At 74.9% G+C, this 13,369-nt stretch carries 10 protein-coding genes; 2 read left to right on the forward strand and 8 right to left on the reverse strand.

Annotated elements, in window-relative coordinates:
* Positions 1–63: 63 nt before the first annotated feature.
* Complete coding sequence (locus HDA31_RS11100) at positions 64–1,470, reverse strand: 2-oxo acid dehydrogenase subunit E2 (protein ID WP_178064999.1); 1,407 nt, start codon at positions 1,468–1,470, stop codon at positions 64–66.
* A complete protein-coding gene (locus tag HDA31_RS11105) occupies positions 1,463–3,649 on the reverse strand; it encodes an alpha-ketoacid dehydrogenase subunit alpha/beta (protein WP_178065000.1) in 2,187 nt (728 codons plus the stop codon). The genes HDA31_RS11100 and HDA31_RS11105 overlap by 8 nt, the downstream gene beginning before the upstream one ends.
* 153 nt (positions 3,650–3,802) lie before the next feature.
* Between HDA31_RS11105 and HDA31_RS11110 the strand changes: the two genes are divergently transcribed.
* On the forward strand, positions 3,803–4,318 hold the full coding sequence (locus HDA31_RS11110; protein WP_074473502.1) for a VOC family protein: 516 nt from the start codon (positions 3,803–3,805) through the stop codon (positions 4,316–4,318).
* The gene (locus HDA31_RS32940; RefSeq protein ID WP_178065001.1) at positions 4,311–4,985 is read left to right on the forward strand and encodes a GntR family transcriptional regulator; all 675 of its coding nucleotides are present in this window, start codon (positions 4,311–4,313) and stop codon (positions 4,983–4,985) included. Before HDA31_RS11110 ends, HDA31_RS32940 begins: the two co-directional genes overlap by 8 nt.
* On the opposite strand, the gene HDA31_RS11120 is transcribed toward HDA31_RS32940, so the two are convergent.
* The 6 genes from HDA31_RS11120 to HDA31_RS11145 form a co-directional block, all read right to left on the reverse strand.
* A complete protein-coding gene (locus HDA31_RS11120; RefSeq protein WP_178065002.1) occupies positions 4,960–6,336 on the reverse strand; it encodes an NADP-dependent succinic semialdehyde dehydrogenase in 1,377 nt (458 codons plus the stop codon). The two genes, HDA31_RS32940 and HDA31_RS11120, sit on opposite strands and share 26 nt — an antisense overlap.
* Positions 6,336–7,685: a M24 family metallopeptidase gene (locus tag HDA31_RS11125; protein WP_074473145.1), complete on the reverse strand. Its 1,350-nt coding sequence runs from the start codon at positions 7,683–7,685 to the stop codon at positions 6,336–6,338. The genes HDA31_RS11120 and HDA31_RS11125 overlap by 1 nt, the downstream gene beginning before the upstream one ends.
* A 79-nt stretch (positions 7,686–7,764) precedes the next feature.
* The gene (locus HDA31_RS11130; RefSeq protein WP_178065003.1) at positions 7,765–8,652 is read right to left on the reverse strand and encodes an NAD(P)-dependent oxidoreductase; all 888 of its coding nucleotides are present in this window, start codon (positions 8,650–8,652) and stop codon (positions 7,765–7,767) included.
* Positions 8,645–9,580 carry a cupin domain-containing protein gene (locus tag HDA31_RS11135; RefSeq protein WP_178065004.1) on the reverse strand — a complete coding sequence of 312 codons (936 nt, stop codon included), beginning with the start codon at positions 9,578–9,580 and terminating at the stop codon, positions 8,645–8,647. The genes HDA31_RS11130 and HDA31_RS11135 overlap by 8 nt, the downstream gene beginning before the upstream one ends.
* A gap of 52 nt (positions 9,581–9,632) precedes the next feature.
* Positions 9,633–12,134, reverse strand: coding sequence for an ATP-binding cassette domain-containing protein (locus HDA31_RS11140; RefSeq protein ID WP_178065005.1), 2,502 nt, complete (start codon positions 12,132–12,134; stop codon positions 9,633–9,635).
* A 15-nt stretch (positions 12,135–12,149) separates the two neighbouring features.
* Positions 12,150–13,325, reverse strand: coding sequence for a substrate-binding domain-containing protein (locus tag HDA31_RS11145; RefSeq protein ID WP_178065006.1), 1,176 nt, complete (start codon positions 13,323–13,325; stop codon positions 12,150–12,152).
* Positions 13,326–13,369 lie beyond the last annotated feature (44 nt).

The raw sequence follows: 13,369 nt of genomic DNA on the forward strand, positions 1-13,369 counted from the left end.
CCCCGGTGGACAGGCGCGCCCGCCGTCCGGAGTCCCCCTCGGCCCCCGGACGGCGGTGGCCGCTCAGCAGACGATCCGCAGCGGCTGCTCCAGGATCGCGACGAACTCCCGCATCCACTGCGCGGCGAGCGCGCCGTCGACGGCCCGGTGGTCCACCGAGAGGGTCACCCGCAGCACGGTGGCGACGGCGAGCTCACCGGCGTCGGTGACCACCGGCTCGCGGCGGGCCGCGCCGACGGCGAGGATCGTCGCCTGGGGCGGGTTGAGGATGGCGCTGAACTCCTCCGCGCCGTACATGCCGAGGTTGGTGACGGTGGCGCTGCCGCCCTCCAGCTCGTGCTGGCGCAGCGCGCCGCGCCTGGCGCGGTCGGCGAAGTCGCGGGTGGCGGCGGCCACCGCGGACACGCTCATCCGGTCGACCCCCCGCAGCACCGGGGTGACCAGGCCGCCCTCGGTGGCGACGGCGACGCCGAGGTCGACCTCGCCGAACACCCGCATCCCGGCGTCGGTCCAGCCGACGTTGACCTGCGGCACCGCCAGGTGCGCCTGGCCGACGGCCTTGACGACCAGGTCGTTCACCGAGATCTTCACCGGGGCGGCGGCGTTGAGTTCGGTACGCAGCGCGAGCAGCGCGTCCACCCGGGCGCTGCCGCGCAGGTAGAAGTGCGGCACGGTGGACTTGCTCTCGGTCAGCCGCCGCGCGATGGCCCGCCGCAGCCGGGAGTGCGGCACCAGCTCGTCGTCGCCGTCGGGCGTCCCCGCCGCGCCCTGCGGGCCGGGCACGGTCGCCGGGGCCGCCGGCTGTGCCGCCCCGGCGGGGGAGTGGCCGGCCGGGGCGGCCGGCGGCGCGGGGGCGGCGGCGGGCGGCGCGACCGCCGGGGCCGCGGCGCGGGCGGCGGCGATCGCGGCCTCGACGTCGGCCCGGACCACCCGCCCCTGCGGGCCGCTGCCGCGCAGGGTGTCGAAGGGGATGCCCGCCTCGCGGGCCAGCTTGCGGGCCAGCGGGCTGGCGAAGATCCGGCCGGCGCCGGTCGCGGGGGCCCCGGCGGGCGGGGGCGTCGCCGGGGCGGCGGCCACCCCCGCCGGGGCCGACCGCGGCGGGGCGGGCGCGGGTCCCGGCGCGCCCGCCGTCGTCGTCGGTGCGAGGGTGGGCCCCGGCGTCGGGCCGGTGCCGGTCGCGGTGCCGAGGCCGAGCCGGGCGAGGGCGGCGTCGACGTCGTCCACCGTCTCGCCGGGGGCCGCGATCAACGCGATCGGGTCGCCGACGGCGACGTCGGTCCCCTCGGGCACCAGGAGGCGGACGACCGCGCCCGGCGTGGGCGCCTCGACGTCGACCACCGCCTTGGCGGTCTCGATGGTGGCGATCACGTCACCGGCGGCGAACTCGTCGCCCTCGGCCACCGGCCAGCCGGCCAGGACCGCCTCCTCGGTGTTGGCCGCGATCTCGGGCATGCGCAGCAGGTCAGCCATGGTTGCCACCGTCCGTGAGCGTGGTGAGGCCGCGCACGACGTCGTCGACGTCGGCGATGGCGGCGCGCTCCAGCACCTTGCTGATGCTGGGGGAGGCGACGCCGCCGGTGACGCGTTCGATCGGCGCGTCGAGCCAGTCGAAGTAGCGGCGCTGGATCTCGTCGGCCAGCCAGCCACCGTACGAGGTGCCCAGCGCCCCCTGCTCGGCGATGAGCACCCGGTTGGTCTTGCGGACGCTCGCGCCGATCGTGTCCCAGTCGATGCTGGCCCGGTCCAGCCAGCGCAGGTCGATCACCTCGGCGTCGATGCCGGTGCGGTCGACCGCCGTGAGCACCCGGTCGGTCATCGCCAGGTAGGTGAGCACGGTGGCCGCCGAGCCGGTGCGGCGGACCGCGGCCCGCCCGACCGGCAGGCAGTAGTCCCAGTCCTCCGTGGGCCCCTCGCCGGTGCCGGTGTAGAGGTCGACGTGCTCCAGCACCACCACCGGGTCCGCGCAGCGCAGCGCGGCGTTCATCAGGCCGACGTAGTCGAAGGGGGTGGAGGGGGCGACGATGCGCCAGCCGGGGGCGGTGGCGAAGACGCCCGCCGGGTCCATCGAGTGCTGGGAGCCGTACCCCGTGCCCATGGCGACCTTGGCGCGCAGCACGAACGGCACCGCGTCGTCGCCGCCGAACATGTGCCGGGCCTTGCCGACCTGGTTGAAGATCTGGTCGGCGGCGACCCACAGGAAGTCGGCGTACATGAACTCCACGACGGGGCGGAACCGGCCGTCCAGCGCCAGCCCGCCACCCAGGCCGGCGAAGGCGTTCTCGCTGATCGGGGTGCCGAGGACCCGGTCGGGGTAGCGTTCGGCCAGCCCCCGGGTGGCGCCGTTGGTGCCCCCGGCGAGGCGGTGCACGTCCTCGCCGAGGACCACGACGCGCTCGTCGGCGGCCATCCGGCGGTCCATCACCCCGGCGACCGCGTCGATGAACTTCACCGGCGCGGTGGCTCCGTAGCTGTCGCGGTCGACGGTGCGGGCGGTGGTGAACTCCGACAGGTCGCCGCGCACGCCGACGTCGACGAACGCCGGGTCGGGCCACTCGGCGGGGCGGATGCGCCGCTCCTGCGGCTTGCCGCCGGGGGCGGGTTCGAGCAGCAGGTCGCCGGTGTCGGCGAGGAGCTGCTTGGCGCGTGCCACGGCGGCGCGCTGTTGCCCGGGGGAGAGGATGCCGCGCCGGGCCAGGTGCCCTTCGAGCTGGTCGATCGGGTCGCGGGCCCGCCAGGAGTCCTCCTCCTGCCGGGTGCGGTAGCGGAACGCGCTGCCCGGGAAGGGGCCGTTCTGGTGGTAGTAGCGGTAGACGTCGGCCTCGACCAGGGTCGGGCCCCCGCCGGCCCGCATGTGCTCCACCGCCTCCCGCATCGCCAGGTACACGGCGAGCACGTTCATGCCGTCGACCCGGTAGCTGCGGATGCCGAAGCCGGGGCCCCGGGCGGACAGGCGCGGCTCGGCGGTGGACTCCTCGACGGTGGTGGACACCGCGTAGTGGTTGTTCTCGACGAAGAAGCACAGCGGCAGCCGCCAGGCCGCGGCCAGGTTGAACGTCTCCAACGTCGAGCCGATGTTGATCGCGCCGTCGCCGAAGTAGGTCACGGCCACGGCGTCGGTGCCGGCCCGGCGGTGCGCCCACGCGCTGCCGGCGGCGAGCGGCACGCCGCCGCCGACGATGGCGTTCGTGCCGATGGCCCCGGCCTGCTTCCACTGCAGGTGCATCGAGCCGCCCCGGCCGTGGCTCCAGCCCCGGTCCAGGCCGCAGATCTCGGCGAGGGTGCGCAGCACGACGTCGCGCACCTCGGGCGAGTAGTCGGCGCCCGGGTCGATGCCCTTCGGCTCGACGTGGGCGAGCGCCTTGGCCAGGAACTGGTGGTGGCCCCGGTGCGAGCCGTTGACGGTGTCCCCGGCGTGCAGCGCGAGCACCGAGCCGACCGCCCCGCCCTCCTGGCCGATGCTGGAGTGGGCGGGGCCGTGCACCAGCCCCTCGGCGGCGAGCTGGAGCACGTACTGCTCGAAGGCCCGGATCAGGACCAGCTGGCTGTACATGGACGTCAGGAGTTCCGGCGCGGCGGCGTCCCAGTCGGCGTCGGTGACGGCGAACTCGACCCACGGCTGGTCCGGCGCGAGTGGGCGGCGCTCGGGCATGTGGCTGCACCCCTTCCGGGCTCAGGCTGCGGCGCGGCTGGCCGCACCGCCGAAGTCTCACACTAAATGGATCCATTCTCAAGGCCAGCCTCCGCTTCTTTTGGGTCAAGGGGGGTGGTAGGAAGGAGGAAATGGATCCATTTGGAGGTTGCCATGGCACTGCCGGGGCTGCGCGGCGTCGATCACATCGGCTTCACCGTGCCCGACCTGGACCAGGCCCGACGGTTCCTGGTGGAGGTGCTCGGCTGCGAGTACCTCTACTCGGTCGGGCCGTTCCGGCACGACGACGACTGGATGGCCGAGCACCTGGCCGTCCACCCCCGCGCGGTCATGCGCCGGCTCGACTTCTACCGCTGCGGCGGACAGGCGATCTTCGAGGTCTTCCGGTACGAGGCCCCCGACCAGCAGCCCGACCCCCCGCGCAACAGCGACGTCGGCGGCCACCACGTCGCCCTCTACGTCGACGACCTCGACGCCGCCGTGGCGCACCTGCACGCCCACGGGGTGCGGGTGCTCGGCGCGCCGACCGCCAGCTCGGGGCCGAGCCGGGGGCAGCGGTGGGTGTACTTTCTGGCCCCATGGGGAATGCAGTTCGAGCTGGTGTCCTATCCCGACGGCAAGGCGTTCGACCGGGCCGGGGCGGCGGCGCGGGACGCGCGTGGTGACTGACGACGCCGTCGACGGCGCGGCGAGCGTCCGGGTGGCCGCGTACCTGCGCCAGGCCATCCTCGACGGCGAGCTGCCCCCCGGGCACCGGATCCGCCAGCACGAGGTCGCCGAGCGGCTCGGGGCCAGCCGGCTGCCCGTGCGGGAGGCGCTGCGCATGCTCGCCGCCGAGGGGCTCACCGAGCTGGAGCCGAACAAGGGCGCGCGCGTGCCCCGGCTCGGCCCGCACGAGCTCGACGTCGTCTACCGGATGCGGGAACGGCTCGAACCGCTGGCGCTCGCCGAGAGCCTGCCCCGGCTCGACGACGCGGACCTCGCCGAGCTCACCGCGGTGCAGGACGCCATCGAACGGCACACCGACGTCACCGAGTTCCTGCGCCTGGACCGGCAGTTCCACCTGCTCAGCTACTCGCGCTGCGACACCGAGCCGCTCGCCGGGGTCGTGGTGCGGCTGTGGAACTCCACCCAGTACTACCGGCGGACGTACATGACGCTCAGCGGCGAGTCCCGCCGCTGGGTCGTCAACGCCGAGCACCAGCTGCTGCTCGACGCCGTGCGCCGCCGCGACCCGGTGGACGCCGGACGGGTCCTGGAGGGCCACATCCGGCGCACCCGGGTCGAGCTGTCCCGGCACCCCGAGATCTTCACCGACCGATCCACACCGCCTTGAGGTTGCAGAACTCGCGGATCCCCGCGGCGGCCAGCTCCCGGCCGTACCCGCTGGTCTTGACGCCGCCGAAGGGCAGCTCCGGGTAGGACGTGGTCATGCCGTTGACGGTGACCGCCCCCGACTCCAGCTCGGCGACGCACCGGGCCCGCTCGGCCTCGTCGGTGGTCCAGACGACCGCGCCGAGGCCGAAGGCGGTCGCGTTGGCCAGGTCGAGCGCGGCGTCGAGGTCGGGCACCCGGTAGACGGTGGCCACCGGGCCGAAGGTCTCCTCCAGGTGCAGCCGCATCGACGGGTCGACGTCGGCGAGCACCGTCGGCGGATAGAACCAGCCCGGCCCGTCCGGCCGCGCGCCGCCGGTGAGCACCGTCGCGCCCTGGGCCACCGCGTCGGCGACCAGCTCCTCCAGCTCCGCCCGGCCCGACTCGGTGGCGATCGGGCCCACGTCCGTGCCGGGCTCGGCCGGGTCGCCGACCCGCAGCGCCGCCATCCCTTCGGCGAACGCCGCGACGAACTCGTCGTAGACGTCGGTGTGCACGATGAACCGCTTCGCCGCGATGCAGGACTGCCCGTTGTTCTGGCAGCGGGCCCGCACCGCCGTGGCCGCCGCCCGCGCCACGTCGGCGCTCGGCAGCACCAGGAACGGGTCCGAGCCGCCCAGCTCCAGCACGGTCTTCTTCAGCGCGTCCCCGGCGATGCGGGCGACCGACCGGCCGGCCGCCTCGCTGCCGGTCAGGGTGGCCGCCGCGACCCGGTCGTCGCGCAGCACCCCCTCGACCTGCGCCGCGCCGATGAGCAGGGTGGCGAACGCCCCGCGCGGGAAGCCCGCCCGGGTGAACAGCTCACCGAGGTAGAGCGCGGTCTGCGGCACGTTCGACGCGTGCTTGAGCAGGCCGGCGTTGCCGGCCATCAGGGCCGGCGCGGCGAAGCGCAGCACCTGCCAGACGGGGAAGTTCCACGGCATCACCGCCAGCACCACGCCCAGCGGCTGGTACACCGAGTAGGCCGTGGCGGCCCCGACGGCGGCGGCGTCCGCCGGCTCCGGGGCCAGCATCGCCTCGCCGTGCGCGGCGTAGAACCGGCAGCCGTACGCCGCCTTGCGCACCTCCGCCTCGGCCGAGGCGAGGGTCTTGCCCATCTCCCGGGTCATCGTCGCCGCCAGCGTCGGGGCGTCGGCCTCCAGCAGGTCGGCGGCGGCGCGCATCCAGCCGGCCCGCTCGGCGAAGGTGGTGCGGCGCAGGGCTTTCGCCGCCCGCTGCGCGTCGGCCAGGGCCCGCTCCACCTCGGCGTCGGACATCGGCGCGTACGTCCGCTCGACGACCCCGGTGGCCGGGTTCAGCGTCGCGATGGCCATCAGGCGTCCCCCTCCGGGCGGTTGTTGACGTGCGACTGGGCGTGGCGCTGGGTCGGCAGCGGGCCGGCGGTCGTGTAGTAGCGCTGGCCGGCGACCAGCAGCTCCTCGGCCGGGAACTTGGTGATGACCTCGGCCCCGTCGGCGGTGACGACCAGCTCCTCCTCGATGCGCGCCGCGCCCACCCCGTCGGCCGACGGCCAGTACGTCTCCAGCGCGAACACCATCCCCTCCTGGAGCACCTCCGGGTGCTCCAGCGACACGAGCCGGCTGAAGATGGGCTTCTCCCAGATCGACAGGCCGACGCCGTGGCCGTACTGGAGGGCGAACGCGGCCTCCTCGTCGGCGAAGCCGAACTCCTGCGCGGTCGGCCACACGCTGACGATGTCGGCGGTGGTGGCCCCGGGCCTCACCAGCTCGATCGCCCGGTCCATGTACTCGCGGCACCGCTTGTACGCGTCGACCTGCGCCCGCGACGCGCTGCCCACCGCGAAGGTGCGGTAGTAGCAGGTGCGGTAGCCCATGAAGCTGTGCAGGATGTCGAAGAAGGCCGGGTCGCCGGGGCGCAGCAGCCGGTCGCTGAACACGTGCGGGTGCGGCGAGCAGCGCTCGCCGGAGATCGCGTTGACCCCCTCGACGTGCTCGGAGCCGAGGTCGTAGAGGCGCTTGGCGACCAGGCCGACGGTCTCGTTCTCCCGCACCCCGGGGCGCAGGAAGCCGTACAGGTCGTCGTAGGCGGCGTCGACCATCGACGCGGCGGTGGTCAGCAGGGTGATCTCGTCGGGCGTCTTGATCCGGCGGGCCTCCAGGAACACCTGCTGGCCGTCGACCACCTCGATCCCCTTGGCGCGCAGCGCCTGGAGGATGGGCATCTCCAGCACGTCCACCCCCACCGGGGAGGTGTGCAGGCCGTACCGCTCCAGCTCCTCGTAGATCTTCTGGGCGACGGCCTCGGCGACGCCCGAGTCGGGGTGGAAGGCCCCGCGCAGCACCGAGATGCCGGCCCGCGCGCCGCTGGTGCCCCGCGCGCCCTCGGCGACGTCGTCGCCGGTGCGGTAGTCCAGCCACGGCGCGTAGAGCTGGTGGTGGCGGGCCGCCGAGCCGAAGTCCCACAGCACCGGCTCGCCCCCGCGCGGCAGCAGCGCGAACCGGATCAGCTTGTCCATCGCCCAGGTGCCGATGTGGGTGGCCGTCATGTAGCGGATGTTGTGGAAGTCGAAGGTGAGCAGCGCGCCGACCTCCGAGCCCTGGAGCTGGTGCTTCAGGCGGGCCAGCCGCTCCCGGCGCAGCCGGTCCATGTCGACGCGGCTCTCCCAGTCGACGACGTTCATGCCGAACGTGGCAGTCCCCATGGTTGGTGTTCTCGCTTCCTGGTCAGGTACCGGCCGGTGCCGGCGGCTGGGTGGTGGTCCCGGGTGGGCGGCGCGGGGGTCAGCCCGGTGGGGCCAGGCCCGACGCCTGCGCCTGCACGGCGAAGAGGGAGAGCAGGTCCCGCTCGCCCAGTCCCCGGCCGATCGCCGCCTGGACGAGCTGGTGGGTCAGGCCGGCGACGGCCATCGGCACCTCGTGCTCGCGGGCGGCGGCCAGCCCGAGGTCGAAGTCCTTGCGCAGCAGCGCGGTGGTGAAGGTGGGCGTGAGGTCACCGGCGGCGAGCGCCGGCGTCCGGTCGCGCACCCAGGGCGAGCCGACGACGGTCTCGCCGAGGAAGCGCAGGAACGCCTCCCGGTCCGCGCCGCCCTTCTCGGCCAGCGCGGTCACCTCCGCCAGCGCCTGCACCAGCACCCCGAGGTAGAGGTTGTGGCAGAGCTTCACCAGCCGGCTCTGTTCGCCGTCGCCGACCCGCACGGCGGCCCGGCCGATCCGGCCCAGCAGCGGCTCGGCGACGGCGAACTGCGCGGCCGGCGCGGAGGCGACGAAGCACGCCCGGCCGGCGGCCACCACGGCCGGGTTGCCGCTGACCGGGGCGGCCACGAAGCCCACCCCCGCGTCGGCGGCGAGCTGCCGGGCCCGCGCCGACGCGGCCGCCGACACGGTGGAGCAGTCGACCACCACCCGCAGCCCGTCCGGGCGGGCCAGCAGCCCCTCGGGGCCGTCGAGCACGGCCAGCAGGTCGGCGGAGGCGGAGACCGCCACGAACACCACCTCGCAGGCGGCGAGCGCGGCGGGCGTGGCGGCGGCCACGGCCCCGTCGGCGACGAGCGGCTCGGTCCTGGCCGGCGTCCGGTTCCAGACGGTCAGCCCGACGCCGGCGGCGAGCAGCCGCCGGCCGATGGCCGTGCCCATCCGGCCGGTGCCGAGCAGGCCGACGGACTCACGCATCGCCGGCCGCCGGGTCGATCCGGGTGCCGGCGCAGAGCCGGTCGCCCAGGTACTCCCAGTCGCGGCTGAACCGGTACGAGTGCTGCGCCGGCGGCTGCGGGGCCTGCGTCTCGATCCACCGGGTCCGGCCGTCGGTGCGGTTGTAGAAGGCGTGCTCGCAGCCCGACCCCGTCCAGAGCACGTCGCCGGGGCGCAGCACGAACCGCTCGCCCTCGACGACCGCCTCCGTCTCGCCGTGGGTGAAGACGTACGCCTCCTCGAACGGGTGGTCGTGCGGGTGCGCCACGGCGGTGGGCTGGTACTCGACCATGAACATGGTGTGCAGCTGGGCGTTGGTCCGCTGGTCGGCGAGCATCCGGATGCCGATGCCGCTGTAGGCCAGCAGCGCCGTGGCCATGCTCGCGGACACCTCCGGCGCGGCCGGGTCGCTGCCCCGGGCCAGCCGGCCCAGGTCCATCGAGCCCTCGTCGAAGCGGAAGAAGTTGCGGTTGCGCGGGTCGCGCAGGTCCACCGGCTCGGCCCGGCCGGCGGCGATCTCCTCGGGCAGGAAGAACGTGTCCCGGCGGCGGTTGCCGGGCAGCAGCCGCACCGGCGCCGACATCTCCAGCCACCGGGCGCCGGCGTCGCCGGTGGTGAGCTGGTGGGCCACCGCGACCGGCACCACCGCGCAGTCGTCGGGCCGCAGCGCGATGCTCTGGCCCAGCATGGTCAGGGTCAGCTCGCCGTCGAGCAGCCAGAGGCTCTTCTCGTACGAGTGCACGGTGGCGTCGACGCGCCCGCCGGGGTCGAGGACGGCGACGCTCATCGTCATGTGGTGCGAGCCGTACTGGCGGCCGACGAGGTCCTGCCGGCGGAATCCGGTGCTGTGCCCGAGGTGGTCGGGCGGGGTGCTGGCCAGCGTGTCGTCGATGCGGGAGACGTGGTACACGGTCTGCCTTTCTCTGGCTGCCGTCGGCGGACGGCCGGGCGTGACGGTGCGGCTAGGCGGTGCCCAGGGCGAGCAGGCCCCGGCGTCGGCGGCGACCCCGCAGCAGCGGCACCAGGGCCGCGGCGACGACGAAGCTGCCCTGGATCCAGTACTGCCAGGCGAGGCTGACCGACAGGAAGCTCAACGAGCTGGTGATGGTCTGCAGGAACAGCGCCGTGGCGAGGGTGGCCAGCGCCGACCCGTTGCCGCCGAAGACGCTGGCCCCGGCCAGCACCACGGCCGTCACCGAGGCCAGGGTGAGGGCCTGGCCGGTCGAGGCGTCGCCGATGCCGGTCTGCGCGTAGAGCGCCAGCCCGCCGCCGGCCGCCAGCGTCCCGCCGAGCAGGTACGCCAGCAGCCGCGTCGGCACGGTCGCGACGCCCATCCGGGACGCCGACAGCGCGTCCGAGCCGGTGGCCCGCAGCGCCCGGCCGGCCCGCGCCCGGCGCAGCAGCAGGTGCCCGGCGACGCCGACCAGCACCACGACGACGAACACCACCGGCACCCCGGCGACCGTGGTGCCCAGCGCGGCCAGCAGCGTGTCGCCGGCCTGCCCGCCGGGCAGCGGGCGCAGCAGCTGCGCCAGCCCGACCACGCCGATCGAGGTGATCAGGGTGGCCACCACCGGTGGCAGGTTGACCCGGGTGACGAGCACCCCGTTGAGCAGGCCGACCGCCGCTCCGGCGGCGAGCGCCACCAGCGCGCCCACGGCGAACAGCGCGGGTGGGCCGGCGCCGAAGAACGACACGGCGACCACGCTCAGCGCGACCACCGAGCCCACCGACAGGTCGATGCCGCCGGTCATCACCACCACCAGCTGCCCGAGGCTGACCAGGGCCAGCGAGGCGGCGGCCAGCAGGAGCTGCCCGACGGACAGCGAGCTGAGGAAGGCCGGCGCCCGGGCGGCGGTCACCGCGCCGAGCACGACGGTGAGCAGCAGCATCAGCGCGGCCTGGGACTCGCCGCCGAGCAGCCGACGGCGCGGGCCCGGCCGGGGCCCGGCGGCCGGCGCGGCCACCGCCTGCTCGGTGGCGAGCACCGCCGCGCCGGTGATGTCCCGCTCGGAGAGCGTGGCGGCGGAGAGCTCGGCGTGGACGCGTCCCCGGGAGAAGACCAGGACCCGGTCGCAGAGCCCCTCCAACTCCACCGCGTCGGTGGAGAGCACGACGACCGCCGTGCCCTGCCCGGCGAGTTCCCGCAGCACCCGGTAGATCTCCAGCCGGGCCCCGGCGTCGACGCCCTGGGTCGGGTCCTCCACCAGCAGCACCGCCGGACGGCCGATGCTGGCGCGGGCGAGCAGCACCTTCTGCTGGTTGCCGCCGGAGAGCGTGTTGACCGGGGTCTCCAGGCTCGCCGCCTTCACCCGCAGCGCGCCGACCGCCGGGGCGACCAGCGCCCGTTCCCGGGCGGGCACCAGGAGGGTGCGCAGCAGCGACACCCGGGGCAGCGCGAGCGCATCGACGTTCTCCCGGATGCTGAGGTCGCCGAAGACGGCCTCCCGCAGCCGTTCCCCGGAGAGGAAGGTGACGCCCCGCCCGGCCGCCGCGGCGGGGCCGGTGAGGGCGACCGGGCGGCCGGCGACGGTGACCCGGCCGTGCGAGCGGACCAGCCCGGCCAGCGCCCGCAGCGCCTGGCGCTGCCCGTTGCCCTCCACCCCGGCGAAGCCGACGATCTCGCCGGCCGACACTCGCAGGGTCAGGTCGGCGAAGCCGGCCCCGCGCAGCCCCTCGGTGGCCAGCACGACGGGCGCGCCGGCCAGGTCGGGCTTGGCGGGGAAGGTGGTGTCCAGCGACCGGCCGACGATCAGCTCGACGATCTGCTCGTCGGTGTGCGCGGCGACCGTGCCGCCGCCGACGACCCGCCCGTCGCGCAGCACGGTGAGGGTCTGCGCGATCTCGCGGATCTCGGGGATGCGGTGGGTGATGTAGACGACGGCCGTGCCGGCCGCCACGAGCTGCCGGATCCGGTCGAACAGCCAGGCCGTCTCGTCGGGGCCGAGCGCCTCGGTCGGCTCGTCGAGGACCAGCACCCGCGGGTCGGTGGCGAGCGCGGCGGCGATCTCCACCAGGTGCGCCTCGCGCATGGTCAGCTCGCTGACCAGCCGGTCGGCGTCGATGTCCAGGCCGAGCCCGCGCAGGTGCGCGGCGGTCCACGCCGACGCCGCGCCGACGCGGGGTCGCACCTGCTCGGGCAGGAGCACCAGCATCGACTCGGCGACGGTGAGCCCGCCGGCCAGCGCCGGGGTCTGGTAGACCAGCGCGAGCCCGTTCTCCCGGGCGAGGGCGGGGGTCAGCGCCGGATAGTCCCGGCCGCCGATGCTGATCCGGCCCTCGTCGGGGGTGACGGAGCCGGCGGCCACCCCGACGAGGGTGGACTTGCCGGCCCCGTTCTCGCCGAGCACGGCGTGGACCTGGCCCGGCGACACGGCCAAGTCCACGCCGTCGAGGGCCCGTACGCCCGGATACTGCTTGACGATCCCCGTCAGCGTCAGCGCGGCGTCCCGTACGGTCGTCATCTCGTGGGTGTCCAATCAGCCCTGGAAGAGGGTGGCGAGCTGGGCGGTGTCGAGCTGCGAGGACGGCGGGGCGTCGTTGGGCAGGTCCGCCTTGCACGCCTTGTCCGGGGTGACCGCGCCGCCGGCCCCGCCGGTGGAGTCCTCGAAGAGGTCCAGTTGCAGCCGCGACGGCTCGGCGTCGGCCTTGCCGTTGACGACGGCGACGCCCTTGCGCAGCGCGACCCGCCCGATCCAGGTGCGGGAGGAGACGGTGGCCAGCTCGTAGCCGCCGTTCTTGGCCTTCAGCGCGGTGAAGCCGCAGCTCAGCTCGTTGTCGTCGGTGGTGGCGATCGGCACCAGCGGCCGACCGGCGCTCTGGTACGCGCGCAGCACGCCGGTGGCGGCGGCCCCGTAGTCGCTGATGACGCCGTCGATCTTGGGGTACTTGGCGAGCAGGCCGCTCATCGCCTGCTGCTCCATCGCCGGGTCCCAGTTGGTGGTCACCGGCTCGTCGGTCAGCAGCTTCACCTGCGGCGCGCCGGCCAGCACCTTCTTGATGCCGGAGAGGTGGGCCTGGGAGACGGGGTTGCCGGCGGGGCCGCCGAGCATCACGATGTTGCCGCCCTTCGGGCCGAGCCGGTCGATCATCCACTTGGCCCACACCTCGCCCAGGTACGGGGTGTCCCAGTCGACGTAGTCGAAGTAGTCGCTGCCGGGCTTGCCCTGCGGGTCGGCGGCGATCGGGAGGACGGTGACCCCGGCGTTGGCGGCGGCACGCAGCGCGGACAGGTGGGCGGGGCCCGGCCCGGCGTCGGGGATCACCAGCAGGACGTTGACGCCCTTGCTGGCCATGCTGGTGATGCCGGCGAGGGTGGACTGCAGGTCGCCCCGGCCGGCGACGTACTCGACGCCGCTGATCGCCGGGCACTTGCGGGCCTCGTCCTCGATCTCGGCCCGGACGATCTTGGACCACGAGTTGGTGCCGAGGCCGTCGACGAGGCCGACCTTGACCGGCTTGTCGCCGCAGACGGAGGCCATCGCGGCGGCGGCCGAGAGCGGCCCGGCGTTGCCGACGGCGACCTGCGCGGCGGCGCTCGGGTCGCCGCCCGTGGCCGAGGCGGTCTTGTTGGTGGTGGAGCAGCCGGTGACCGCCAGGACGGCGGCGGTGCCCAGGGCTGTCGCGGTGGCGAGGTAACGCCGGTGTGTCGGCATGGGGACTCCAGGGGTGGGGGCATCGGCGGGACGGCGAGGGCCGT

Origin of the sequence: Micromonospora carbonacea, from assembly GCF_014205165.1 — a bacterium.
Classification (GTDB): Bacteria; Actinomycetota; Actinomycetes; order Mycobacteriales; family Micromonosporaceae; genus Micromonospora; species Micromonospora carbonacea.

What these genes read in the sequence shown, in the direction of transcription:
- HDA31_RS11110 (WP_074473502.1), top strand. Translation starts at nt 3,803, where the DNA reads ATGGCACTGCCGGGGCTGCGCGGCGTCGATCACATCGGCTTCACCGTG.
- HDA31_RS11120 (WP_178065002.1), bottom strand. Translation starts at nt 6,336, where the DNA reads ATGGCCATCGCGACGCTGAACCCGGCCACCGGGGTCGTCGAGCGGACG.
- HDA31_RS11105 (WP_178065000.1), bottom strand. Translation starts at nt 3,649, where the DNA reads ATGCCCGAGCGCCGCCCACTCGCGCCGGACCAGCCGTGGGTCGAGTTC.
- HDA31_RS11125 (WP_074473145.1), bottom strand. Translation starts at nt 7,685, where the DNA reads ATGGGGACTGCCACGTTCGGCATGAACGTCGTCGACTGGGAGAGCCGC.
- HDA31_RS11130 (WP_178065003.1), bottom strand. Translation starts at nt 8,652, where the DNA reads ATGCGTGAGTCCGTCGGCCTGCTCGGCACCGGCCGGATGGGCACGGCC.
- HDA31_RS11145 (WP_178065006.1), bottom strand. Translation starts at nt 13,325, where the DNA reads ATGCCGACACACCGGCGTTACCTCGCCACCGCGACAGCCCTGGGCACC.
- HDA31_RS11100 (WP_178064999.1), bottom strand. Translation starts at nt 1,470, where the DNA reads ATGGCTGACCTGCTGCGCATGCCCGAGATCGCGGCCAACACCGAGGAG.
- HDA31_RS11140 (WP_178065005.1), bottom strand. Translation starts at nt 12,134, where the DNA reads ATGACGACCGTACGGGACGCCGCGCTGACGCTGACGGGGATCGTCAAG.